Origin of the sequence: Streptomyces eurocidicus, from assembly GCF_002891295.1 — a bacterium.
Taxonomy (GTDB): Bacteria; Actinomycetota; Actinomycetes; order Streptomycetales; family Streptomycetaceae; genus Streptomyces; species Streptomyces eurocidicus.
Genome location: NZ_LGUI01000006.1, coordinates 277,829 through 300,430 on the forward strand (window position 1 = coordinate 277,829; position 22,602 = coordinate 300,430).

General features: G+C 72.2%; 19 protein-coding genes and 2 riboswitches. Of the genes, 7 read left to right on the forward strand and 12 right to left on the reverse strand.

The genetic code is table 11. The features are described 5' to 3' along the window. Positions 1 to 65: 65 nt before the first annotated feature. The 5 genes from AF335_RS20525 to AF335_RS20545 are packed head-to-tail and all read right to left on the reverse strand — an operon-like array spanning position 66 to position 5,530. Entirely contained in the window at positions 66 to 839 is a 774-nt protein-coding gene (locus AF335_RS20525) for an enoyl-CoA hydratase (RefSeq protein ID WP_102919888.1), read from the reverse strand. Next, the gene (gene mmsB / locus AF335_RS20530) at positions 836 to 1,777 is read right to left on the reverse strand and encodes a 3-hydroxyisobutyrate dehydrogenase (protein WP_107503488.1); all 942 of its coding nucleotides are present in this window, start codon (positions 1,775 to 1,777) and stop codon (positions 836 to 838) included. The genes AF335_RS20525 and mmsB overlap by 4 nt, the downstream gene beginning before the upstream one ends. Next, entirely contained in the window at positions 1,774 to 2,883 is a 1,110-nt protein-coding gene (locus AF335_RS20535) for an enoyl-CoA hydratase/isomerase family protein (protein WP_228773532.1), read from the reverse strand. Before AF335_RS20535 ends, mmsB begins: the two co-directional genes overlap by 4 nt. Then, entirely contained in the window at positions 2,880 to 4,034 is a 1,155-nt protein-coding gene (locus AF335_RS20540; protein ID WP_102919889.1) for an acyl-CoA dehydrogenase family protein, read from the reverse strand. Before AF335_RS20540 ends, AF335_RS20535 begins: the two co-directional genes overlap by 4 nt. After that, the gene (locus AF335_RS20545) at positions 4,031 to 5,530 is read right to left on the reverse strand and encodes a CoA-acylating methylmalonate-semialdehyde dehydrogenase (protein ID WP_102919890.1); all 1,500 of its coding nucleotides are present in this window, start codon (positions 5,528 to 5,530) and stop codon (positions 4,031 to 4,033) included. The genes AF335_RS20540 and AF335_RS20545 overlap by 4 nt, the downstream gene beginning before the upstream one ends. 202 nt (positions 5,531 to 5,732) lie before the next feature. After that, positions 5,733 to 5,905, reverse strand: a riboswitch (cobalamin riboswitch). Positions 5,906 to 6,148: 243 nt separating this feature from the next. On the opposite strand from AF335_RS20545, the gene aceA reads away from it, so the two are divergent. The 4 genes from aceA to metE all read left to right on the forward strand — a co-directional run bounded on the left by aceA (position 6,149) and on the right by metE (position 13,228). Then, entirely contained in the window at positions 6,149 to 7,432 is a 1,284-nt protein-coding gene (gene aceA, locus AF335_RS20550; RefSeq protein ID WP_102919891.1) for an isocitrate lyase, read from the forward strand. A 483-nt stretch (positions 7,433 to 7,915) separates the two neighbouring features. After that, positions 7,916 to 9,502: a malate synthase A gene (gene aceB / locus AF335_RS20555; RefSeq protein ID WP_102919892.1), complete on the forward strand. Its 1,587-nt coding sequence runs from the start codon at positions 7,916 to 7,918 to the stop codon at positions 9,500 to 9,502. Continuing rightward, positions 9,499 to 10,368 carry a 3-hydroxybutyryl-CoA dehydrogenase gene (locus AF335_RS20560; RefSeq protein WP_102919893.1) on the forward strand — a complete coding sequence of 290 codons (870 nt, stop codon included), beginning with the start codon at positions 9,499 to 9,501 and terminating at the stop codon, positions 10,366 to 10,368. The genes aceB and AF335_RS20560 overlap by 4 nt, the downstream gene beginning before the upstream one ends. A 177-nt stretch (positions 10,369 to 10,545) precedes the next feature. Further along, positions 10,546 to 10,730: riboswitch (cobalamin riboswitch) on the forward strand. Between the two features lie 176 nt (positions 10,731 to 10,906). Then, entirely contained in the window at positions 10,907 to 13,228 is a 2,322-nt protein-coding gene (gene metE / locus AF335_RS20565) for a 5-methyltetrahydropteroyltriglutamate--homocysteine S-methyltransferase (RefSeq protein WP_102919894.1), read from the forward strand. A gap of 1,104 nt (positions 13,229 to 14,332) precedes the next feature. Here metE and AF335_RS20575 read toward each other — a convergent pair. After that, the gene (locus AF335_RS20575; RefSeq protein WP_244927107.1) at positions 14,333 to 14,518 is read right to left on the reverse strand and encodes a DUF397 domain-containing protein; all 186 of its coding nucleotides are present in this window, start codon (positions 14,516 to 14,518) and stop codon (positions 14,333 to 14,335) included. Beyond that, positions 14,430 to 15,362: a helix-turn-helix domain-containing protein gene (locus AF335_RS20580; RefSeq protein WP_244927108.1), complete on the reverse strand. Its 933-nt coding sequence runs from the start codon at positions 15,360 to 15,362 to the stop codon at positions 14,430 to 14,432. Before AF335_RS20580 ends, AF335_RS20575 begins: the two co-directional genes overlap by 89 nt. A 571-nt stretch (positions 15,363 to 15,933) precedes the next feature. Here AF335_RS20580 and AF335_RS34755 point away from each other — a divergent pair. Then, a complete protein-coding gene (locus AF335_RS34755) occupies positions 15,934 to 16,104 on the forward strand; it encodes a hypothetical protein (RefSeq protein WP_170127762.1) in 171 nt (56 codons plus the stop codon). 225 nt (positions 16,105 to 16,329) lie between these two features. Then, on the forward strand, positions 16,330 to 16,545 hold the full coding sequence (locus AF335_RS20590; RefSeq protein WP_102919897.1) for a hypothetical protein: 216 nt from the start codon (positions 16,330 to 16,332) through the stop codon (positions 16,543 to 16,545). Positions 16,546 to 16,865: 320 nt separating this feature from the next. On the opposite strand, the gene AF335_RS36255 is transcribed toward AF335_RS20590, so the two are convergent. Continuing rightward, positions 16,866 to 17,036 carry a GntR family transcriptional regulator gene (locus AF335_RS36255; protein ID WP_102919898.1) on the reverse strand — a complete coding sequence of 57 codons (171 nt, stop codon included), beginning with the start codon at positions 17,034 to 17,036 and terminating at the stop codon, positions 16,866 to 16,868. 108 nt (positions 17,037 to 17,144) lie between these two features. On the opposite strand from AF335_RS36255, the gene AF335_RS20600 reads away from it, so the two are divergent. Continuing rightward, positions 17,145 to 17,961 (forward strand): IS5 family transposase gene (locus AF335_RS20600; RefSeq protein WP_425329124.1). Its coding sequence is split into 2 segments (ribosomal slippage): positions 17,145 to 17,491 and positions 17,490 to 17,961, totalling 819 coding nucleotides; the frame shifts between segments, so codons are not numbered across the junction. Positions 17,962 to 18,611: 650 nt separating this feature from the next. Here the strand turns inward: AF335_RS20600 and AF335_RS20610 are convergent. From AF335_RS20610 to AF335_RS20625, 4 genes are all read right to left on the reverse strand, one after another. Continuing rightward, a complete protein-coding gene (locus tag AF335_RS20610; protein WP_102919900.1) occupies positions 18,612 to 19,007 on the reverse strand; it encodes a DUF5955 family protein in 396 nt (131 codons plus the stop codon). Between the two features lie 6 nt (positions 19,008 to 19,013). Beyond that, the gene (locus AF335_RS20615; protein WP_146045584.1) at positions 19,014 to 20,849 is read right to left on the reverse strand and encodes a hypothetical protein; all 1,836 of its coding nucleotides are present in this window, start codon (positions 20,847 to 20,849) and stop codon (positions 19,014 to 19,016) included. Positions 20,850 to 20,876: 27 nt separating this feature from the next. Then, positions 20,877 to 21,689 carry a hypothetical protein gene (locus tag AF335_RS20620; RefSeq protein WP_102919902.1) on the reverse strand — a complete coding sequence of 271 codons (813 nt, stop codon included), beginning with the start codon at positions 21,687 to 21,689 and terminating at the stop codon, positions 20,877 to 20,879. Between the two features lie 124 nt (positions 21,690 to 21,813). Continuing rightward, positions 21,814 to 22,575: a class I SAM-dependent methyltransferase gene (locus tag AF335_RS20625; protein ID WP_102919903.1), complete on the reverse strand. Its 762-nt coding sequence runs from the start codon at positions 22,573 to 22,575 to the stop codon at positions 21,814 to 21,816. Positions 22,576 to 22,602: the final 27 nt, after the last annotated feature.

Genomic DNA, 22,602 nt, shown 5'->3' on the forward strand with positions numbered 1-22,602 from the left:
GCCCGGCAGTGGCCGGGGGAGAGCGAGGCCCGGGGTCCGGGGCGGAGCCCCTCCGGGCAAGCCGCCTACCGGTGGCCGAACACCGGCACCCGCTTCTCGGCGAACGCCGTCATGCCCTCCTTCTGGTCCTCGACGGCGAACACCGCGTGGAACAGCCGCCTCTCGAACCGCACGCCCTCCGCCAGGGTCGTCTCGAAGGACCGGTTCACCGCCTCCTTCGCCATCATGGCGACCGGCGCCGACATCCCGGCCACGGTCCCGGCGACCGAGAGGGCCTCCGCGAGCAGGTCGGCGGCCGGGACGACGCGGGAGACGAGCCCGGCCCGCTCGGCCTCGGCGGCGTCCATCGTGCGGCCGGTCAGGCAGAGCTCCATCGCCTTGGCCTTGCCGACGGCGCGGGTGAGCCGCTGGGAGCCGCCGATGCCCGGGATGACGCCGAGCTTGATCTCCGGCTGGCCGAAGACGGCGGTGTCGGAGGCCAGCAGGATGTCGCAGAGCATGGCGAGTTCGCAGCCGCCGCCCAGCGCGTAGCCGGAGACGGCGGCGACGGTCGGGGTGCGGAGCGCGCCCAGCCGGTCCCAGGCGGTGAACCAGTCACTGAGGTACATGTCCATGTAGCTCCGCGGGCGCATCTCCTTGATGTCGGCGCCGGCCGCGAAGGCCCGCTCCGAGCCGGTGAGGACGATACAGCCGATGTCCGGGTCCCGGTCGAGCTCCTCCGTCGCCGCGACGACCTCATTCATGACCTGGAGGTTGAGGGCGTTGAGGGCCTCGGGGCGGTTGAGGGTGACAAGAGCGGTGCGGTCCTTACGTTCGACGAGGATGGTCCCGTACGTCATGAGGTGCTCGTTCCGTTCTGCTCGGCGGTCGGTGCCGACCGCGCTCTGATGGCCCGGACGATGCCGGAGAAGTCCTGCGCGGCGCCGTCGCCCCCGGCGAACTCGGCGTATATCCCGGCGGCCCGCAGGCCGAGTTCCGCGTCGACGCCGCCGGCGCGGGCGGCCGCGGCGGCGAGCCCGAGGTCCTTGGCCATCAGCGGGGCCGCGAAGCCGGGCCGGTAGTCGCGGCCGGCGGGGCTGCCCGGGACCGGGCCGGGGACGGGGCAGTTGACGGAGAGGGCCCAGCACTGCCCGGAGGAGGTGGCGGCCACGTCGTACAGGGCCTGGTGGGACAGGCCGAGGCTCTCGCCGAGGACGAACGCCTCGCTGACGGCGATCATCGAGATGCCGAGGATCATGTTGTTGCAGATCTTCGCGGCCTGTCCGGCGCCCGGCGCCCCGCAGTGCACCGCCTTCGCGCCCATCGCGGACAGCAGCGGCGCGGCCCGGGCGAACTCGGCCTCGCCGCCGCCCGCCATGAAGGTCAGGGTGCCGGCCTCGGCGCCCGTCACCCCGCCGGAGACGGGTGCGTCCAGGGCCTGGTGACCGGCCGCGGCGGCGGCCTCGTGCGCGGTGCGGGCGTCGGCGACGTCGATGGTGGAGCAGTCGACGAAGAGGGTGCCGGGCCGGGCCGCCGCGAGCAGGCCCTCGTCCCGGTAGAGGGCGAGGACGTGGCGCCCGGCGGGCAGCATGGTGATCACGACGTCGGCCCCGGCGGCGGTGGCGGCCGCCGAGGCGGCGGGCTCGACCCCGGTACGGGCGGCGGCCGCGAGGGAGGCGGCCGAAAGGTCGTACCCGGTGACGCGGTGGCCGGCCGTGACAAGGTTGGCGGCCATCGGGCCGCCCATGTTCCCGAGCCCGACGAAGCCGACGGCGCGGGTGTCCGGGGCCCGGCTCACCAGGGCACCTCCGGTCCGGAGCCGTCGGCGGCGAGGGAGAGTTCCCGTGCTCCGAGGGGTGCGAAGAAGCGGGCCACGTCCGCGTCCGTGACCCCGGCGAGGGTGGCGGGCGACCACTTCGGGTCACGGTCCTTGTCGACGACCTGGGCACGGATGCCCTCGACGAGGTCGGGCGAGGAGAGGGCCGCGCAGGAGACGCGGTACTCCTGCTCCAGGACGCGCTCCAGCGGGCCGAGGTCGCGGGCCCGGCGCAGGGCGGCCAGGGTGACCTTGAGCGAGGTGGGGGACTTGGCGAGGAGCGTCCCGGCGGCCTCCTTCGCGGCGGTCGCGCCGTGGTCGAGGAGCCGTTCGACGATCTCCTCGACGGTGTCGGCCGCGTAGCAGTGGTCGATCCACTCCCGGTGCCCGGCGAGCTCGCCTTCGGGCGCCTCGCGGACGTGGCGGGCGAGGACGTCGGAAACGGCCTCCCCGGCGAGGGCGGCGAGGAGGGCGGGGAGCTCGTCCGAGGGTACGAAGTGGTCGGCCAGCCCGCACAGCAGGGCGTCCCGGGCGCCGACCGGCGCCCCGGTGAGGCCGAGGTGGGTGCCGAGTTCGCCGGGTGCGAGGGCGAGCAGATAGGTGCCGCCGACGTCCGGGACGAAGCCGATGCCGGTCTCGGGCATGGCGACCTTGGAGCGCTCGGTGACGATCCGGACGCTGCCGTGGGCCGAGACGCCCACTCCCCCGCCCATCACGATGCCGTCCATGGCGGCGACGTAGGGCTTGGGGTAGCGGGCGATACGGGCGTTGAGGCGGTATTCGTCGTACCAGAAGGCCGCCGTGGCCGTGCCGTCGCCGTCCCGCGCGTCCGCGTGGATGGAGCGGATGTCGCCGCCGGCGCACAGGCCGCGTTCGCCCGCGCCGCTGATGACCACGGCCTCGATCGCGGGGTCGTGCTCCCAGGTGGTGAGGGCCTCGTCGATGCGGCGCACCATGTCGTGGCTGAGGGCGTTGAGGGCCTTGGGACGGTTGAGGGTGAGGTAACCGGCGCGGCCTTCGGTGCGTATCAGGACGGGGGCGTCCCCGGTGGCCGGGGTGGTCGGGGTCATCGGGGTGGTCGGGGTCATCGGCCGGCTCCGGTCAGGCCGCGGGCCACGATCAGGCGCATGATCTCGTTGGTTCCTTCCAGGATCTGATGGACCCGGAGGTCCCGGACGATCTTCTCGATACCGTATTCGCTGAGGTAGCCGTAGCCTCCGTGGAGTTGGAGGGCGCGGTCCGCGACGGAGTAGCCGGTGTCGGTGGCGAAGTGCTTGGCCATGGCGCACAGCTGGGGCGCCTGGGGGTCGTCCCGATCCAGGGCCGTCGCGGCCTGGCCGACGAGCGCGCGGGCGGCAGCCAGTTCGGTGGCCATGTCGGCGAGCCGGAAGCGGAGCGCCTGCGCGTCGAGCAGCGGGGCGCCGAACGCCTCCCGGTCGGCGAGGTGGGCGAGACTGCGCTGGAGGGCGCTCTGGGCGCCGCCGAGGGAGCAGGCGGCGATGCCGAGCCGGCCGCCGTTGAGGCCGCTCATGGCGATCCGGAAGCCGTCGCCTTCGGCGCCGAGGCGGCGGTCGGCGGGGATCCGGACCCCGTCGAGGAGCACCTGGCGGGTAGGCTGGGCGTTCCAGCCCATCTTCTTCTCGTTCGCGCCGAAGGACAGGCCGGGGTCGTCCCGTTCGACGACGAAGGCGGAGATCCCGCCGGGCCCGTCGCCGCCGGTGCGGGCCATGACGAGGTAGACCCGGGAGGCGCCGGCGCCGGAGATGAACTGCTTGACGCCGGTGAGGACGTAGTGGTCGCCGTCGCGCTCGGCGCGGGTGCGCAGGGCGGCGGCGTCGGAGCCGGCGCCCGGCTCGGTGAGGCAGTAACTGCCCAGGGACTCCATCGCACACAGGCCGGGCAGCCAGCGGGCGCGCTGGGCGGCGTCGCCGTAGCGGTCGATCATCCAGGCGACCATGTTGTGGATGGAGAAGTAGCCGGCGAGGGAGGGGCAGCCGGTGGCGAGCGCGGCGAGGACGAGGACGCCGTCGGAGCGGGTCAGCCCGGAGCCGCCCGCCTCCTCCCGTACGTAGAGGCCGCCGAGGCCGAGCCCGGCGCCCTTGCGCAGGACGTCGAGGGGGAAGTGCTTCTCCTGGTCCCAGGCCACGGCGTGCGGGGCGAGGTGTTCCCGGGCGAAGTCCAGGGTCGTGTCGACGAGCGCGGTCTGGTCGTCGGTGAGCAGGGTGGTCACGGCCGTCATCCCATCGTCGGGATGGTGAAGCTCGCGCCCTCCTTGACCCCGGAGGGCCAGCGCGAGGTGACGGTCTTGGTTCGGGTGCAGAAGCGGATCGCGTCGGGACCGTGCTGGTTGAGGTCGCCGAAGCCGGACCGCTTCCAGCCACCGAAGGTGTGGTAGGCGACGGGCACCGGGATGGGGACGTTGACGCCGACCATGCCGGTGTCGACGCGCCGGGTGAAGTCGCGGGCGGTGTCACCGTCCCGGGTGAAGAGGGCGACGCCGTTGCCGTACGGGTGCTCGGAGGGCAGCCGCAGGGCCTCCTCGTAGTCGGCGGCGCGGACGACGCAGAGCACCGGGCCGAAGATCTCCTCCCGGTAGATCCGCATACCGGTGGTGACGTGGTCGAAGAGGGTGGCGCCGGCGAAGAAGCCGTTCTCGTGGCCGGGGAGGACGAAGCCGCGTCCGTCCACGACCGGTTCGGCGCCCTCCGTGGTGCCGATGTCGACATAGCGGCGCACCCGGTCGAGGGCGTCGCGGCTCACCAGCGGGCCGAAGTCGGCGTCCGGGTCGTCGGAGCGGCCGATGCGCAGGGTGCCGATGCGCTCCTTGAGCTTCGCGACCAGGGCGTCGGCGGTCTCCTCGCCGACCGGCACGGCCACCGAGACGGCCATGCAGCGCTCGCCGGCCGAGCCGTAGCCCGCGCCGATCAGCGCGTCCACCGCCTGGTCGAGGTCGGCGTCCGGCATCACGATCATGTGGTTCTTCGCACCGCCGAAGCACTGGGCGCGCTTGCCGTGGGCGGCGGCGGTGGCGTAGATGTGCGCCGCGATCGGAGTGGAGCCGACGAATCCGACGGCGCCGACCCGGGGGTCCTCCAGCAGGGTGTCGACCGCCTCCTTGCCGCCGTTGACGACATTGAGCACACCGGGCGGAAGCCCTGCCTCCAGGAAGAGTTCGGCCAGTCGCAGCGGTACGGACGGGTCGCGCTCGGAGGGCTTGAGGACAAAGGCGTTCCCGCAGGCGATCGCGGGCGCGGCCTGCCACAGCGGGATCATCGCGGGGAAGTTGAAGGGGGTGATGCCGGCGACGACGCCGATGGGCCGGCGCAGCGAGTGGACGTCGATGCCGCTCCCCGCGTTGTCGGTGAACTCCCCCTTCAGCAGGTGCGGGATCCCGGCGGCGAACTCCACGACCTCCAGACCGCGCTGGAGGTCGCCGAGCGCGTCGGGGACGGTCTTGCCGTGCTCGGCGGAGAGCAGCCGGGCCAGGGAGTCCTTCTCGGCCTCGGCGAGCTGGAGGAACCTCAGCAGGACGCGGGCCCGGCGCTGCGGGTTCCACTCGCCCCACTCGCGCTGCGCCTCCACGGCGTCGGCGATCGCCGCCTCGGTCTCGGCCCGCCCGGCGAGCGGGACACGCGCCCGGACCTCGCCGGTGTTGGGGTCGTACACGTCGCCGTGGATGCCGGAGGCGCCGGAAACGTGCTTTCCGCCGATGAAATGAGTCAGTTCACGGACCATGGGAGCCTGCTCTCGTCAGGGGTGTCCGGGGATGGCCGGGCCGGTACGGCGAAGGGCGCGGGCGCGCCGGGGGCCGTACGGATCCGCGGGACGCGGGGAATCGCGGACCGTCAGGGAGCGGGCGCGGCCGCTCGCCGGTCCGGATCACATGGGCCGTGGGAACGTACGGGTGCCATGCGTGTCAACTCCATCCTCGTGGACGACAACACGAACACCCACGGCCGGTATCCTGACTCCCGGATCATCGCGCGCCGCCCGCCTTCCCGACATCTCGCTCGTCAGTGGCGTGTGTACGGCGACGCACTCCCCGGTCACAGTGGCGGGACCGTGCCGGAATCACACCGGCTTCCCTGCACCGCGGGCTCTGGACACGAACATATAGTTGGACGTCCTACTAAGTCCAGGGCCCTGCCCGTCCCGACCCGTCGCCGCCCCCGGCGGGACCTTCGCGAAGGTTCCCGGCGAGCTCTTCGCAACATTGGCGGAACGGGCGGCGAAGTTTCGCAGAACTTGGCAAGGATCCACGGTTGTTGGCACTCAGTGCCGCTGTCAGAGTCGTTGTGCGGCCCGCAGTGTCGGCGCCGCGCAGAGTCCTCACACGCGGAACCGGGAGACGGCATGACGCAGTCAGGGAAGACGACGGCCGAGGAACTCGTACAGCGGTGGACGACCGACCCCCGCTGGGCGGGCGTCGAGCGGACGTACGGCGCCGAGGACGTCGTCCGGCTCGCCGGCAGCGTCCGCGAGGAGCACACCCTCGCCCGGCGCGGCGCCGAGCGGCTGTGGCGGCAGCTGCACGAGCGCGACTACGTGCACGCGCTCGGCGCGCTGACCGGCGGCCAGGCCGTGCAGATGGTCAGGGCCGGACTCCAGGCGATCTACCTCTCCGGCTGGCAGGTCGCCGCCGACGCCAACCAGGCCGGGCACACCTACCCCGACCAGAGCCTCTATCCGGTCAACTCGGTGCCCACCGTGGTCCGCCGGATCAACAACGCCCTGCTGCGCGCCGACCAGATAGCCACCTCCGAGGGCACCGGGGACGCCGTCGACTGGCTGGCGCCGATCGTCGCCGACGCCGAGGCCGGCTTCGGCGGGCCGCTCAACGTCTTCGAGCTCACCAAGGCGATGATCGCCGCCGGCGCGGCCGGCATCCACTACGAGGACCAGCTCGCCTCCGAGAAGAAGTGCGGCCACCTCGGCGGCAAGGTCCTGATCCCCACCGCGCAGCACATCCGCACCCTCAACGCCGCCCGCCTCGCCGCCGACATCGCCGATGTGCCCACCGTGCTCGTGGCCCGCACCGACGCGCTCGCGGCCAGCCTCCTGACCAGCGACGTCGACGAACGCGACGCCCGCTTCTGCACCGGCGAGCGCACCGCCGAAGGCTTCTACCGAGTCGAGAACGGCATGGCCCCGGTCATCGCCCGCGGCCTCGCGTACGCCCCGTACGCCGACCTCATCTGGGTGGAGACCGGCACCCCGGACCTGGCGCAGGCCCGCGAGTTCGCGGAGGCCCTCCACGCCGAGCACCCCGGAAAGATGCTCGCCTACAACTGCTCGCCGTCCTTCAACTGGCGCGCCGCGCTCGACGACGACCAGATCGCCAAGTTCCAGCGCGAGCTGGGCGCGATGGGCTACCGCTTCCAGTTCATCACCCTGGCCGGCTTCCACTCCCTCAACCACGCGATGTTCGACCTGGCGCGCGGCTACGCGGAGCACGGCATGACCGCGTACGTCGACCTCCAGGAGCGCGAGTTCGCGGCGCGGGAGCAGGGGTTCACGGCCGTACGGCACCAGCGGGAGGTGGGTACGGGGTACTTCGACCTGGTGTCGACGGCGCTGAACCCGGCGGCGGAGACGGTGGCGCTGCGCGGCTCCACGGAGGAGGAGCAGTTCCACTGAGCGCTCCGCTGGAACTCCGGCGAGTCATCCGCGGGTGCGTTGTGGCCGCCGCGCAGTTCCCCGCGCCCCTTCGGGGCGCTGCCGAACCGTACCGGACTTCGCCGAGCCGGCTTATACGCCGGACACCACCGGCGGGTGGCCTTCCCTCCGCCGGATCCGTCCCTTCCGCCGTGTGGCGGGGCCTCGGCCCCGTGGCCCCTTCCGCGCGGTGTCCTCAAACGCCGGACGGGCTGGATCGCGCACGGGCCGGCCTTCCCCGAAAGGCCGGGATCCCGCCCCGGGCGACCCGAGCAGGACACCCCCGCCGAGAAGCCCCGGACCGCCCGGGCAGGGCATCCCGACGAGCGGGGCGCCCGGTCGGGCCTGGCCGCCTTGTCCACCCTGTCCGCCCTGTCCGGCCCGTCCGCGGCGTCCGGGGAGCTCAAGGGGCGGGGTCCGGGGCCGCATCCCGTTCGACGAACCGCACCGCCCCCAGGAGACACCATGACCACAGCCATCCATCGCGTCCAGGTGCTGGCCGCCCCAGGCCCCCGCTTCGAGGAGATCCTCACCCCCGCCGCCCTCGACTTCCTCGCCGCCCTCGACGCCGCCTTCGCGGGCCGCCGCGCCGAGCTGCTCGCCGAGCGGCGGCACCGGGCCGCGCTCCTCGCCATGGGCGGCACGCTCGACTTCGTTCCGGCGACCGCCGGGATCCGGGCGGATCCCGGCTGGCGGGTGGCGCCGCCCGCGCCGGGACTCACCGACCGGCGGGTGGAGATCACCGGACCGCCCGAGCGGCGGACGACGGTCGACGCCCTCAACTCCGGTGCCCGGGTATGGATCGCGGACTTCGCGGACGCCACCTCCCCCACCTGGGAGAACGTCATCGGCGGCCAGCTGAACCTGCTGGACGCCGTCCGGCGGCGGATCGGCTTCACCGCCCCCGACGGCACGGAGCACCGGCTCGGCGAGGACCTCGCCACCCTCGTCGTACGCCCCCGCGGCTGGCACCTGACCGAGAAGCACCTGCTGATCGACGGACGCCCGGTCGCCGCCTCCCTCGTCGACTTCGGCCTGTACTTCTTCCACTGCGCGCGGCGGCGGATCGCCGCGGGCTCCGGGCCGTACTTCTACCTCCCCGAGCTGGAGAACCATCTGGAGGCCCGCCTCTGGAACGACGTCTTCCTGCTCGCCCAGGGGCTCCTCGGCATCCCGCGCGGCACCGTCCGGGCCACGGTCCGGATCGAGACGGTCACGGCGGCGTTCGAGATGGAGGAGATCCTCTACGAGCTGCGCGAGCACAGTGCGGGGCTGACCGCCGGACGTCTGAACTACCTCTTCAGCGTCGTCAAGAACTTCGCCCACCGCCCCGACTTCGTCCTCCCCGACCGGGCACGCGTCACCATGACCGCGCCCTTCCTGCGGGCCTGTACCGAGCTGCTGGTCCGCACCTGCCACCGGCGCGGCGCGCACGCCATCGGCGGGACGGCCGCCCAGGTCCCCGGCCGGGGCGCGGGGGCGGACGAGGCCGCGCTGGCGACCGTCAGACTGGACAAGGAGCGCGAGGCGGAGGACGGCTTCGACGGCTCCGGGGTGGCCCACCCCGGGCTGGTACCCGTCTGCCGCGAGGTCTTCGGCTCCGTGCTCGCGAGGCGTCCGCACCAGATCGAGCGGACCCGCGCCGACGTGGAGGTGACGGCGGCCGACCTGCTCGCCGTGCACCGCACCGGCGGCCCGCCCACCCCGTCCGGCGTCCGCGCCGACATCGCCGTGGCGCTGCGCTACTTCGACGCCTGGCTGCGCGGCAGCGGCACGGTCGTCCTGTACGGGCTGATGGAGGACGCCGCCACCGCCGAGATCGCCCGCTGCCGGATCTGGCAGTGGCTGCGGCACGGCGTGATCGACCGTACGGAGGTGCTCTCGGTCCTCGACGAGGAGACCGCGGCACTGGCGGCCGAGGACCCGCGGGCGCCGGCCGGACCGGCCCGCGACGTGTTCGTCCGTACGGCCCTGTCCGGGGAACTGCCCGGCTTCTTCACCACCGACGCCTACACCCGCCACCTGGTACGCCGCCCGGCGGTGCGCTCATGAGCGCGCGCTTCGGCAGGGTCGGGGTGGTCGGCGGCGGCCGGATGGGCGCCGGGATCGCCGAGGTGTGCGCGCGGGCCGGCCTCGACACCGTGCTCTGTGAGACCGACGGCGCCGCCGCCCGGCGGGCGCGCGCACGCGTCACCCGGTCTCTGGAACGGGCCGTCGAGCGCGGCAGGACCGACCGCGCCGCCGCCGAGGACGCGCTGGCCCGGCTGGTCCTCACCGACGACCTCGACGGCCTGGCCGACCGTCAGCTCGTCGTGGAGGCCGTCGTCGAGGACCTGGAGACCAAGACCCGGGTCTTCGGCGCCCTCGACAAGATCGTCGAGGATCCGGCGGCGGTGCTCGCCTCCAACGCCTCCTCGATCCCCGTGATGCGGCTCGGCATGGCGACCCGCCGCGCCGACCGGGTGCTGGGCCTGCACTTCTTCAACCCGGTCCCCGTGATGCCGCTGGTGGAGGTCGTCACCTCGCTGCACACGAGCGCCGAGGCCACGGCCCTCGCCGAGGAGTTCGCGACCACGGCCCTGGGCAAGACGGCGATCCGGTCCCGGGACCGTGCCGGGTTCGTCGTCAACGCGCTGCTCATCCCCTACCTCCTCGCGGCCGTACGGATGGCCGAATCCGGCTTCGCGTCCGCGACGGACGTCGACGAGGGCATGGAGCTGGGCTGCGCGCACCCGATGGGGCCGCTCAGACTGGCCGACCTCATCGGCCTCGACACCGTCGCCGCCATCGCCCAGTCCCTCTACGACGAGTTCAAGGAGCCCCTCTACGCACCGCCGCCGCTGCTCCGGCGGATGGTCGAGGCCGGGCTGCTCGGACGGAAGTCGGGCCGGGGGTTCCACCGGTACGACAGAGACTGACCGGGGCTGAGGGGCCTCAGGTCACCGCCGGGAGGCGGCGGCGCCGAGTCGGCGGCCGCCGCCGCCTTCCACGGCACCGGCACCGGTTCCCCACCGTGCCACGTGTCCCAGATCACCATCCGGCGGTCGGACGGGGCTGTCAGGGGCGGGGCCCAGCGCCTAGGCTGACGGTGCAGCTGGTTCGCCCTGCTCGCCAGGCAGGCGCGTCGCAAGAGGGAACCCGGTGGGAATCCGGGACTGCCCCGCAGCGGTGAGCGGGAACGACCGCCGTCATCAGCACTGGTCCGGCAAGGACCGGGAAGCGACGGCCAGTAGGAGCCTCGTGTCCCACGAGACGTGCCCGCGAGTCCGAAGACCTGCCACTGCCCGCGCGCACGGACGCGCGCGGAGATCCCGGTGACCTCGAGGGCGGGTCGGCGCACATATCAGGCGGTCCCGTACGGCGAATCCACGCCGTGGTCCCGCCCGGTTCGCCGACCCTTCGCGCCCTCGACCCGTCCCGGGGTCGTATCGGAAGAAGCTCGCGAAGGAGAGTTCCGTGACCAGCAAGTCCGCAGCCGCGGCAGCACGGGCCACCGTGTACGGCTACCCCCGCCAGGGCCAGAACCGGGAACTGAAGAAGGCCGTCGAAGGCTATTGGAAGGGCCGTGTCGACGCCGGCGAACTCCGCAGGACGGCGGCCGAGTTGCGCGCCGCCGCCTGGCGCCGGCTCGCCGAGGCCGGTGTCGACGAGGTGCCGACCGGCGACTTCTCGTACTACGACCACGTCCTGGACACCAGCGTCATGGTCGGCGCGATCCCCGCCCGGCACCGCGCCGCCGTCGAGGCGGACGCCCTGGACGGCTACTTCGCGATGGCCCGCGGCACCCAGGACGTGGCGCCGCTGGAGATGACCAAGTGGTTCGACACCAACTACCACTACCTCGTCCCCGAGCTCGGCCCGGACACCGTCTTCACGGCCGACTCCACCCGGCAGGTCGCCGAGTTCGCGGAGGCCGCGGCCCTCGGCCTGACCGCGCGCCCCGTCCTCGTAGGACCGGTCACCTACCTCCTGCTGGCCAAGCCCGCGCCGGGCGTCACGGCCGGCTTCGACCCGCTGACCCTCCTGGACCGGCTGCTCCCGGTCTACGCCGAGGTGCTCGCCGACCTGCGGGCCGCCGGCGCGGAGTGGGTCCAGCTGGACGAGCCCGCGCTGGTCCAGGACCGCACCCCGGCCGAACTCAACGCCACCGCGCGGGCCTACCGTGAGCTGGGCGCGCTCACCGACCGGCCCAGGCTCCTGGTCGCCTCCTACTTCGACCGGCTCGGCGCGGCCCTGCCCGTGCTGGCCAAGGCGCCCGTCGACGGGCTCGCCCTCGACTTCACCGGCCCGGCCGCCGCCAACCTCGACGACCTCGCCGCGGCCGGCGGCCTGCCCGGCAAGCGGCTCGTCGCGGGCGTCGTCGACGGCCGCAACGTCTGGATCAACGACCTGACGGCGTCGCTCAAGACCCTCGCCACGCTCCTCGGCCTCGCGGACCGGGTGGACGTCGCGGCCTCCTGCTCCCTGCTGCACGTCCCCCTGGACGCCACCGCCGAGCGCGACATCGACCCCCGGATCGCCCGGTGGCTGGCCTTCGCCCGGCAGAAGACCGCGGAGCTCGTCACCCTGGCCCGGGGGCTGACCAAGGGCACCGGCGCCATCGCGGCGGAACTCGCCGCCAACCGCGCCGACCTGGCGTCCCGGGCCGGTTCCGCGCTCACCCACGACCCGGCGGTGCGTGCCCGCACCGCCGCGGTGACCGACGCCGACGCCCGGCGCTCCCTGCCGTACCCCGACCGGGCCGCCGCCCAGCGCGCCCGCCTCGGGCTGCCGCTGCTGCCCACGACCACGATCGGCTCCTTCCCGCAGACCGGCGAACTGCGCGCGGCCCGCGCCGGGCTGCGGGCCGGCCGGATCGACACGGCCACGTACGAGCGGCGCATCGAGGCCGAGATCCGGGAGGTGATCTCCTTCCAGGAGAAGACCGGGATCGACGTCCTGGTGCACGGTGAGCCCGAACGCAACGACATGGTGCAGTACTTCGCCGAACAGCTCACCGGCTACCTCGCCACCCGGCACGGCTGGGTCCAGTCGTACGGCACCCGCTACGTCCGGCCGCCGATCCTGGCCGGGGACATCTCCCGACCGGAGCCGATGACCCTGCGCTGGACGTCCTTCGCCCAGTCGCTGACCGACCGGCCGGTGAAGGGCATGCTGACCGGGCCCGTCACCATGCTCGCCTGGTCCTTCGTCCGCGACGACCAGCCGCTGGGCGAGACCGCCCGCCAGGTCGCGCTCGCTCTGCGGGACGAGGTGGACGACCTGGCCACCGCGGGAAGCGCGGTGATCCAGGTCGACGAGCCCGCCCTGCGCGAGACGCTGCCGCTGCGCGCGGCGGGCCACGCCGCCTATCTGGCCTGGGCCACGGAGGCGTTCCGGCTGAGCACCGGCGGTGCCGCCCCGGACGTTCAGATCCATACCCATATGTGCTACGCGGAGTTCGGCGACATCCTCCGGGCCATCGACGACCTCGACGCCGACGTCATCAGCCTGGAGGCCGCCCGCTCCCATATGCAGGTCGCCGGCGAACTCGCCACGGCCGGCTACCCGCGCGAGGTCGGGCCGGGCGTCTACGACATCCACTCCCCCCGCGTCCCGGACACGGCGGAAGCGGCCGCCCTGCTCCGCAAGGGCCTGGAGGCCATCCCGGCCGAGCGGCTGTGGGTCAACCCGGACTGCGGCCTGAAGACACGGGGGTGGCCGGAGGTGCGGGAGTCGTTGGAGCACTTGGTGACGGCGGCACGCGAGGTCCGCGACGGGCTGCCGACGACGTCCTGAGTCGGGGGTGCCACGCGGGCTTTCCCCCGGCCCCACCCCTTCCCGACCCGGGGCTCCGCCCCGGACCCCGGTCCTCAATGGGCAGGACGGGCGGGCACCACCCGCATTCGGGTGGCGAAGTGGTGGCGGAACTGGCGAAGGGGTGGCGAATGCCACCTGATCATGTGTCACCTGATCGAGGTACCCTTCGCCCGTCTCGCCACCCCCTCGCGCCCTGAGCTGCTCCGGGGCGGCGGATGCTGCGAGCGCGGACAGGGTACGGCCCCTGCGGGGTGGCATCAGCTCAAGACGGGTGACGACCTCTCACACGAGAGCCCTCGCCCGTCCAGTCCTTGGGCTACTTCCGGCGGTTGATCTGCTGGCGACGGCAGGTGCACTACGGAAGCATACCCATCTCCACAGTCTCCGCTCTTGGAGTGATCCCCCCATGCCCCGCAGCCCCCGCCCCCCGTGCTCGACCCCCGGGTGCCCTGAGCTGACCCGGGTCGGCGGGCGTTGTGAGCGGCACCAGCGTGAGGCTGAGCAGCAGCGTGGCACGTCGGTGGAACGGGGTTACGGGACCAGGTGGCAGCGTGTCCGTCGGCGGTACCTGTATGCCCACCCATGGTGTCTGTTGCGCGGGCGCACGGCGGTGGTCGCTGACCACTTCCCGGTGAGCCGAGGTGAGTTGGTGGCTCAGGGTGTCGCTGAGCCGGACGCGTGGCAGCGTCTGCGCCCGTTGTGCACGCAGTGTCACAAAAGGGTGTGCCGCTCCTGGACCCCGGCCAGAAGCTGGACGGATCCGACGTACTATCCCTCACCACGGGTACTGGGGGAAAGCAGACTGGTGACATCTACGCAGTGCGCTTCGGGTCCACGAGGACCGATGCCGGAGGTCCGGGCTGACCAACGGCGGTGTACAGGCCACCGATCTCGGCGAGTCCCATGACAAGCCGGTCTATCGCACCCGCATCGACTTCTATTGCGGCCTCGCCCTGTTCGGCGGGAAGGCCGCCGCCCGACTGACCAACGTGCTTGCTGGCTGAACACACCACCACCCCGTACTCGCCTTCCCTTCCATGGGTGGCGAGTACGGGGCCCTTTTGCGTTGGTAGCGAGTAGGCGTCAGTTGACGGGGAGCCCGCCGCCCCGTATCGCACCGACGAACGCCAACCAAGCCGCCGCCGGCACCACGAGCACTGGCCCCGCCGGGCGCTTGCTGTCACGGGCGGGCACGGCGCCGGTAGCTGCGGACGCGGGGGCCCACTCGACGCAATCCCCGCCGGTCCCGCCGCTGTAGCTGGACTTCACCCATGTCAATGTGGGGCGATCGTGGGTGGTGGTCATGGGTGATCTCCTTAAGGATGGTACGAATCAGCGCTGTTGACTGCTTGGGGGCCAACGCGTCAGCACGCAATCGGTTGTAGACGTACTGGGCTTCCGAAACCGCCGATGGTGAGTCGTCCACCCGCGCGTGGTGTCGGATTTCCTCGTACAAGACTGTTGGTCCGGCGTCTGTTGGCGTCAGCAGCACGAAAGGCAAGTGGGCGGCTGGCGTGGTGCCGTTTGGGAAGACCTGGATGGTGACGGTGGGGCGTTCCGCCTCCGCTAGCAGGTACTCAAGCTGTTCCTCCATCGTCTCTGGACTGCCGACGATCATACGTAGCGTGGCTTCGTGAAGGATCAGCCAGAGGGCCGGGGGTGCATCGCGCTCTATCACGCTATGCCGGGCGAGTCGTGATTCCACACGAGCCTTGATCTGTCTGTCGGTCTCGCGAGGGTATGCCGTTCGAAAGACGGCTTCGGCGTAGGAGGAGGTTTGCAGCATGCCTTTGATGAACGTGTTTGAGTAGTCCTCAATGGCGCGGGCGTGGCGCTCTAGCTTGACGTAAGGCACGAACCATTCGGGATGGCCGCTGTCACTGATCCGATGATGCAGCCGGAGGAAATACCCAGAAGTCTTGAAGAACTGATCACAGCCTTCGGCGAAGCGTTCAGATCCCAAGGTGTGTCCGTGTTCAACTTTGGACACGTAAGGCACCTTGTACCCCGTTGCGTCCGCTAGATCCTGTTGCGTGGCTTCCGCGTGCCGGCGAGCGTGCCGTACCTCCTCTCCATAGAACTCCGGGCCGTCTTGCGCCTCTTCTTCTGGCATGGGCAACTCCTCAACTTTCCATTGGTGGTTGGAAACACAAAAGCACTGTTCAGCGCTGCATGCGAACGCAACTCTGTTTGGTCTACACGGGAGTTGCCCGCTCCACATGAGCGGGACACGCGGAGGGCTCGAACAGATGAAGCATCAGGGCGACGGGTACCGGATCGGCGCAACGGTGGTCGACACACGCGGCGACGTGGAGGCAGTGGTCCAGAAGAGGGACCGTGGACGCTACTTGATCAAGGGGTTGTGGGGCGGTCGGCAGTGGTGGGCGGACTCGTCCGAGCTTCGCGCCGTTACCGCGGAAGAGCGGCTGACGCTCCGACTCCCGGAGGTGGGTGGATGACGGTGTCCATGCCGCTGTCCCGGGGCCCGCTCGCCACACCCGACGGCAACAGGGTGTGCGCCGAGTGCTCCGCCCACGTCGCGAACATCACGGCGGCGCAGGAGCGGGGTGATAAGCGGGCCGTCCGTTGGCACGCGGAGGGGCTGTACGCCCATTGTCGGGCAGCGCACCCGCATCACCCGCTCGTGAACCCCTGGCGACACACCCACCCCGGAACGGAGGCACATGCGCATCACGTCACCGTCACCGGACACCTTGCCGGAGACCCCGCGCTGCACCGCCTGCCGCTACCTGGTCGTCGCTCTACGCCAGGCACAGGCGGCCGGCGGCAGCGTGAGGGAGTCCGAGATCCGGCACAAGATCGTGCGCCACTTCGAGAGGGCGCACCGCACCTGAGCCCCCGCCCGGTCGACCACTGGCCACGGCACCGGCCGGTCGGGCTGCACCACCAGCACCCGCTGCTCACGCTCGGAGAGCCCATCACCGCGTAACCCCTCAAACCCCCGTCCGGTCGCTTTCGTGGCTGTGGGCGGCCGGGCGGGTGACGCGATGGCGTCAAGTGCTCGACTTTGTTGTCGAGTTGGAGCCAATGGCCACTGTCCGCCTGACACAGTGGGTGACATGAGTAACGGCGACTTCGTTGGTCCCGACGCCTACCGGTCCGGTGGGGCGCAGAACCCTCCCGTGCGGTGTGTCAAATGCAAAGGCATCACCGTCATCACCACGCACGCCAAGAACCCGCGAACCGAACAGTTCGAGTGGCGGCTGACGTGCCTGGAATGCCGTGTCGCCTGGCCGATGGACCAGCACGGAGGCGAACCCGACGAGTACATGTAAACGAACCGGAGGGAACATGCACCGATTACGCAGAACGCTCCGATGGCTTCCCGTCCTGGGAAACACGAGCTGCCCGAACTGCGGTAGTCCACTCGTGATGACCGAAGATGGGAAGACGTTCCGCTGCATGAGCTGCCAGCACTCGTGGGAGTGACAGACAGTAAATGCCCCTGGTCTCTGCCGCCTCGCTCGTGCGCTTCCCCCGAGGCGGACGGGCGGGGCTCCGGCCTGAGTTGACCCCCACCCCTTCCCCTTGCCGCCGCACGCCCCGATCGGGCGCCCAACGGCACTGGACGAGGAGCCACGGAAGATCGTAAGCGCTACTCCGGGGGCGCTGTGCCATCGTCGGTAGGCTCGCAAACGTACGTGCCACGGGCTGGCACGGTGTAGACGAGACCGCTTTCCCGGAGCACAGACAGGGCTGACCGCACAGTGTTGCGTGCAACCCCGTACAGCTCCACCAGCAACGGTCCGCCGGGGCTAGCCGACACGGCTACTCAGGAGCTGAGCGACTATGCGCGATCGTATCGCCCACTTACTGGCTCTAACAAAAGCTGTTGATCGTGTGACTGTGGGCTTGTCTGCTCGTTGGTCTGGCCGTGGGGAAACGTCAGTCGCGGCCGTGGATCGTGTCGGATGAGCTGTGGTCGCTGGTGGAGCCGTTGCTGCCCGGGCCGGGGCCGAAGCTGGTGGAGGGCCGGCCGAGGGTGCCGGATCGGCAGGCGTTGTGCGGGATCCTGTTCGTGCTGCATACGGGCATTCAGTGGGAGTATCTGCCGCAGGAGTTGGGCTTCGGCTCAGGTATGACGTGCTGGCGGCGGCTGGCCGCGTGGAACGACGCCGGCGTCTGGGACCAGTTGCATGTGGTGCTGCTGAGGAAGCTGCGGTCGAAGGGCAAGCTGGACTGGTCGCGGGCGGTGATCGACTCCTCCCATGTGAGGGCGGCCCGGCGGGCCCAAAAGCGGGCCCAGCCCGGTCGACCGTGGGCGGCCGGGCAGCAAGCACCACGTCCTGACCGACGGACAGGGCATCCCACTCGCGGTGTCGCTGACCGGTGGGAACCGTAACGATGTCACGCAGCTTCTGCCCCTGCTCGACAAGGTCCCCGCCGTGGCCGGTACGGTCGGCCGCCCCCGCCGGCGGCCGGATGCCCTGCTCGCGGACCGCGGCTACGACCACGACAAGTACCGGCGCCTGCTCTGGCAACGAGGCATCCGCCCGGTCATCGCCGAACGGGGCAGGGAACACGGCTCCGGCCTGGGCACCTTCAGGTGGGTGGTGGAACGGACGATCGCCTGGCTGCACGGCTTTCGCCGCCTGCGGATCCGGTGGGAGCGGCGCGATGACATCCACGAGGCATTCCTCGGCCTCGCCACCTGCCTCATCACCCACCGTCACGTTAAACGCCTTTGTTAGCGCCTCTAAGCCGCGTGGTTACGGGCCCTGATCTTCCCGACCCCCGGCCGGCACAGCGCCACCTACCTCTGCCACACCCACACCCCGCCCGCACCGGACCTCCCCGCCCCACAGCCCGACCCCGAATCCGCCGTCGTCGACGACTTCGCCCACCTCTGGGCAACCGGCCTCCTCATCCGCCCGCACGTCCTCGCGCACGAAGAAGACCAGCGCCGACAGCGGGACGCAGCCGAACGAGCCCGGCGGGCACACCGAAATGCCGCTCTCTCAGCGGCGGCGCAGGGCTGGGAACGGTTGGACGCGGAAGCCGAAGGATGAGCCGCCCCCGAGCAGCCCTCGGCGGCGAGAGGTGAGTCCGGCCCGGGCGGGTGGGACTACCCGGACGCTCTGTACATCGACCCGGCACCGGGCTCCGCACGGTCCGGGTCCGGCGCGACGCCGACGGATCGGCGGTCCTCGCATGACCGCCACCGACCCCGCCGCCATCCGCGTCGTGCGCTGCTGCCGCTGTGACGGCGAGACCGTAGCCCCGTCCGGCCACATACCGGACGGGGCCCCTTCAGCTCTTTCTCAGAAAACCTACTCATGAGCATTGGGGAAGGGGCGGGTAGGGGAAAAGCCCCGCAGGGCACCCCATGCGCACCGACCCGTCAGAACCAGGGTGCCGCCGCGTCCCGCAGTGACCTCACCGCCTCCGTCAGGGCGGCGACCGACGCCAGCGCTCCCGACACCGCGAACACCGCGCGTCGCACCCGCCCCAGCGCCGGCTCCCCGTCGGCGGGCAGCGCGTCGTCCACCTCGTCCAGCGCCCCCGCCGCCACCTCGGCGGCCGGGGCGGGCAGTTCGCCGGGGGAAAGGGCGTCCAGGCGCTCCCGCAGGTCCGCCACCGCCTGGCGCAACCGCCGGACCTCCGGCGGCTCCTCGGCTCCGCCGGGCGGGGCTCCGTGCTGGATGAACCGGGCCCTGGCGTGGTCGCCGGTCTGGATGTTGCCCGTGACGTCGCCGGAGACATGGACGCGGCGGTCGCCGCCGTGCGGTGTGGACACCGTTTCTCAACTCCCTGGTGAGGACGGCCCGGAGCCGGGGCCCATGTGCGGCCGCGGCGGTGTGACCGTCCGGTAGCTCGCCCGTGCCCGGTCGCCCGTCTGGACGTTGCCGTGTACGGTGCCGTTGACGTGCACCGAATTGTCGAAGACGACATTGGCGCGCGAGTCGTACTCCGAGGTGCGGTAACCCGCGTCGCGGAGACAGCCGCGCACCGCCGTCACCGTACGGGTGCTGATGCCGGTGAGGAACCGGGCGACGTCCATCTCCTGGAACAGCTGCTGGTAGTGGGGCTCCGCGGCCAGCTCCCGCACCGAGTACCGGGGGCCGTGGTCCACCACGCGGTCGGTCCGGCACATCCGTGTGTACCAGTCCTCGTTGCGCGTGGTGAGCGCGGAGGTCCGGGGGCCGCGCACGAGGTCGCGCGGGGCCTCGCCGGCCAGGACGACGGCCGAGCCCAGCGCCTGCCGTACGAGGGCCGCCCAGTCCGCCAGGTCGGCGGGCGGCATCACGTCGTCGAGGGCGTGGTACGTCCTGGCGATCGGCGGCAGCAGGAACGCGCGGGACTCCAGGAACAACAGACCGCCCTGCAACTGCACCCGGCTGAAGACGGTGAGCACCACCTCGTCCTCCCAACTGCCCACCCGGGCCGCCAGGTAGTGCCGCAGCCGTTCCTCGGCGGCGACGTCCAGGCTGTCCGGCCACCACGTCGCGGGCACCGGGGCGCCCGGCGCGAGACCGAGCTCGACGGCGGCGGCGCGCCGGGCGAACGGGGCCATCCGGTGGAACGCGGTGCCCGGGCCCGTACCGCTCCAGTCGGCGGCCGGGCCCAGTCGCCGGCCGCTCTTCATCACGTAGTCGTCCACATGGATGCCGTGCAGCCGGTCGCCGGGATACCTGCCGGCCTCGCCCAGCCGGAGGAGTTCCGCCCGGATCCGCGCGTGTACGGCCGGGACGGTCAGCTCGGCGGGCGGCTCGGGCGGCCGCTTCTCCAGCCGCTCGCCCGGCGACGGACGGTCCGCGCGGTCGGTGTCGGGGAGCAGCTCGATCGCGAACGACCAGGAGTCCATCTCGATGCCGGCGCCCACGAACGGCGCGTAGTCGCTGTAGATGACGTCGGGATCGGCCTGCTGCCGCGCCAGCTGCCGGAAGCGCGCCGCGGTACGGCCGTGCCCGTCGGGGCGGGCCGGCGCCCGGCCCGTGGCGAGGAGGTGCAGCAGACACGTCCGGCGGTACAGGTCCACGGCCGCCACCACCGTCCAGCCCGCGAGGACGAGCAGAGCGGTCAGCAGATGCCGGCCCGTGCCGTCCGCCACCAGACCGCCGAGGCCACCCAGGACCCTGGAGGCCAGGAACACGACGACGAGCAGCCACAGGACGCCGGTGAGCACCCGGCCGCCCCGCACGGCGCGCTCGCTCCCCGTCCGGGCGGCGCCCCGCTCCAGCGCGCCCGTCACCACGCGGGCCACGAACAGCCAGAACCGCGTGATCAGGACCAGCAGCAGCGGCATCAGCGCCCCGGCCGCGTCGACCGCGAGCAGCGGCAAGGGGAGGACGAGCATGAGCGCCCCGCGCCGCGCCGCCCGGCGCCGTGCGAAGAGGCACTCCTTGAGCACCGCCACGAGGTCCACACCGTAGGACGGCGGCGGCACCCGGTACGGGTGCTCCGCCAGTTCCGCGATCACCTTGTCGCGGAAGGCGCGGTCGGTGTGGGCGGCCCCGCGCAGCAGGGCGGTGGCGTCCCCGGGTCTGCCGCCGGCCTGTGCCTTGACCAGCTGCCACAGCGCGCTGCCCGGGTCGCGCGGCACGGGGCGGGGCGGCTGCGGGCCGGGAGGTCGGGTCATCGTGGCGCGGGCCCTTCCGTCGGGTCATCAGATCCGGGTGTCGTCACGCGCGGGCAGCCCGTACCGCGTGGCGATGGGCGCCCACTTCCGCAGGAACTCCTTCTTGGCCGCGGTGGCGAGCTCGCTGCTTTCCGAGGCGCGTGCGAAGACGCTTCCGTGCGGGACCTCGCCGGGCGAACAGCCGACGGCGTCCGCGGCCCAGACGGCGAACGCGCGGTCGGCGTCCGCCGAGTGCCGCCAGGCCGCGCGCAGGTCAGCCGCAGCGGACCCCGCGTCCGGGAGGGCGTCCAGGGCGGTCCGGGACAGGTCGGTGACCAGGCCGTCCCGGCGGACCGACGCGGCGTTCAGGGCCTCCGCCGCCGAGGCGACGGACGCGCGGGAGGCGCAGGAGTCGACGGCGTTCACGGCGGCGGTGACCTTCTCGCGGTCCGCCGCGCTTCTCGTCAGCAGCGCGTCGAGCGCGGCGGCCTGTGCGCCGGCTGTGCCGGCCGAAGCCGGCGCCTGCGGCTGTCCGCCCGTGGGCGGGGCCGGTGCCGAGCGGGCGGGGGAAGAGGCCGACGCGTATCCGCCGGGCGCCGCGTCGGCCTGCCCGGGGTGGTCGGTGGAGCCGGAGAAGAAGAGCCTGACGACGAGCACGGCGGCCGCCGCGAGGAGCACGGCGCCGCCGACCGCGATCAGGACCACCCTCGGCGGTACGGAGTACCCGCCGCCGTTCCCCGGCCCGGCCCCGCCCGGCGGCCCGGCCCGCGCGGTGTCCCCGGCCGCGGTCACCCAGCCCCCGGCGCCCCCGCGTGCTCCGGCGTCCCAGCGTATCGGCGCGTCGCCGTCGTCCTCGGCCATCTCGTCCCCCGTCGCTTCCAGCGCACTGTCATCCTTCCGGTGTGCGTTGTCAACTCCTGGGGGAGGAAGGGAAGTTGATGTTCTCGTTTCCCGGAACCGGCTCACCCGAGGGCCCGGGCCACGGTCAGGCGGGCTTGCGGGCCTCGATAAGGAAGCGGGTCGAGTGCGCGACGAACGGCCCCTCGCGCTCGATCAGCTCGTGCAGTTCCCGGAGCCGGTCGCGGTAGGCGTCCACGGTGAAGCCCGGGACCATCCAGATCACCTTCCGCAGGAAGTAGATCACCGCGCCGATGTCGGAGAACTCCGTCCGCAGCCGCTCGAACCGCAGGTCGGCGATGGTGAGGCCGGCGGCCTCGGCGTCCTGGCACTCGTCGTCGGGGTGGCGCTTGCGGCGCACCTCCTCGGGCTGCGGCCCGAGGAAGTACTCGACGAGCTCGAAGACGCTGGCCGGGCCGACGTGCTGGGCCAGATAGGTGCCGCCGGGCCGCAGGACGCGGGCGATCTCCGCCCACCACACCGTCGCCGGGTGACGGCTGGTCACCAGGTCGAAGGCCCCGTCGGCGAACGGCAGCGGCGGCTCGTCGGGGTCGGCCACCACGACCGCGCCCAGCGGGTGCAGCAGCGCCGTCGCCTTGGCGACGTTGGGCGGCCAGGACTCCGTGGCCACCATCAGCGGGGGCAGCTTCGCCGCTCCCGCGAGGACCTCCCCGCCGCCGGTCTGGATGTCGAGGGCGGCCGAGGCGCGGGCCAGGTGCTCGCCCATCGTGCGCTGATAGCCCCAGGAGGGCCGTTGCTCGGTGGCCCGGCCCGTCAGCCAGGAGAAGTCCCAGCCGTCCACCGAAACGGATTCCGCCTCGGCGACGAGTTCATCGAAGGTGCGTGACATATCTGGATCATTGTGGTGGAGCGGGAG

What these genes read in the sequence shown, in the direction of transcription:
- AF335_RS20525 (WP_102919888.1), bottom strand. Translation starts at nt 839, where the DNA reads ATGACGTACGGGACCATCCTCGTCGAACGTAAGGACCGCACCGCTCTT.
- AF335_RS20535 (WP_228773532.1), bottom strand. Translation starts at nt 2,883, where the DNA reads ATGACCCCGACCACCCCGATGACCCCGACCACCCCGGCCACCGGGGAC.
- AF335_RS20540 (WP_102919889.1), bottom strand. Translation starts at nt 4,034, where the DNA reads ATGACGGCCGTGACCACCCTGCTCACCGACGACCAGACCGCGCTCGTC.
- AF335_RS20545 (WP_102919890.1), bottom strand. Translation starts at nt 5,530, where the DNA reads ATGGTCCGTGAACTGACTCATTTCATCGGCGGAAAGCACGTTTCCGGC.
- aceA (WP_102919891.1), top strand. Translation starts at nt 6,149, where the DNA reads ATGACGCAGTCAGGGAAGACGACGGCCGAGGAACTCGTACAGCGGTGG.
- aceB (WP_102919892.1), top strand. Translation starts at nt 7,916, where the DNA reads ATGACCACAGCCATCCATCGCGTCCAGGTGCTGGCCGCCCCAGGCCCC.
- AF335_RS20560 (WP_102919893.1), top strand. Translation starts at nt 9,499, where the DNA reads ATGAGCGCGCGCTTCGGCAGGGTCGGGGTGGTCGGCGGCGGCCGGATG.
- AF335_RS20580 (WP_244927108.1), bottom strand. Translation starts at nt 15,362, where the DNA reads ATGCCAGAAGAAGAGGCGCAAGACGGCCCGGAGTTCTATGGAGAGGAG.
- AF335_RS34755 (WP_170127762.1), top strand. Translation starts at nt 15,934, where the DNA reads ATGCGCATCACGTCACCGTCACCGGACACCTTGCCGGAGACCCCGCGC.
- AF335_RS20590 (WP_102919897.1), top strand. Translation starts at nt 16,330, where the DNA reads ATGAGTAACGGCGACTTCGTTGGTCCCGACGCCTACCGGTCCGGTGGG.
- AF335_RS20615 (WP_146045584.1), bottom strand. Translation starts at nt 20,849, where the DNA reads ATGACCCGACCTCCCGGCCCGCAGCCGCCCCGCCCCGTGCCGCGCGAC.
- AF335_RS20620 (WP_102919902.1), bottom strand. Translation starts at nt 21,689, where the DNA reads ATGGCCGAGGACGACGGCGACGCGCCGATACGCTGGGACGCCGGAGCA.
- AF335_RS20625 (WP_102919903.1), bottom strand. Translation starts at nt 22,575, where the DNA reads ATGTCACGCACCTTCGATGAACTCGTCGCCGAGGCGGAATCCGTTTCG.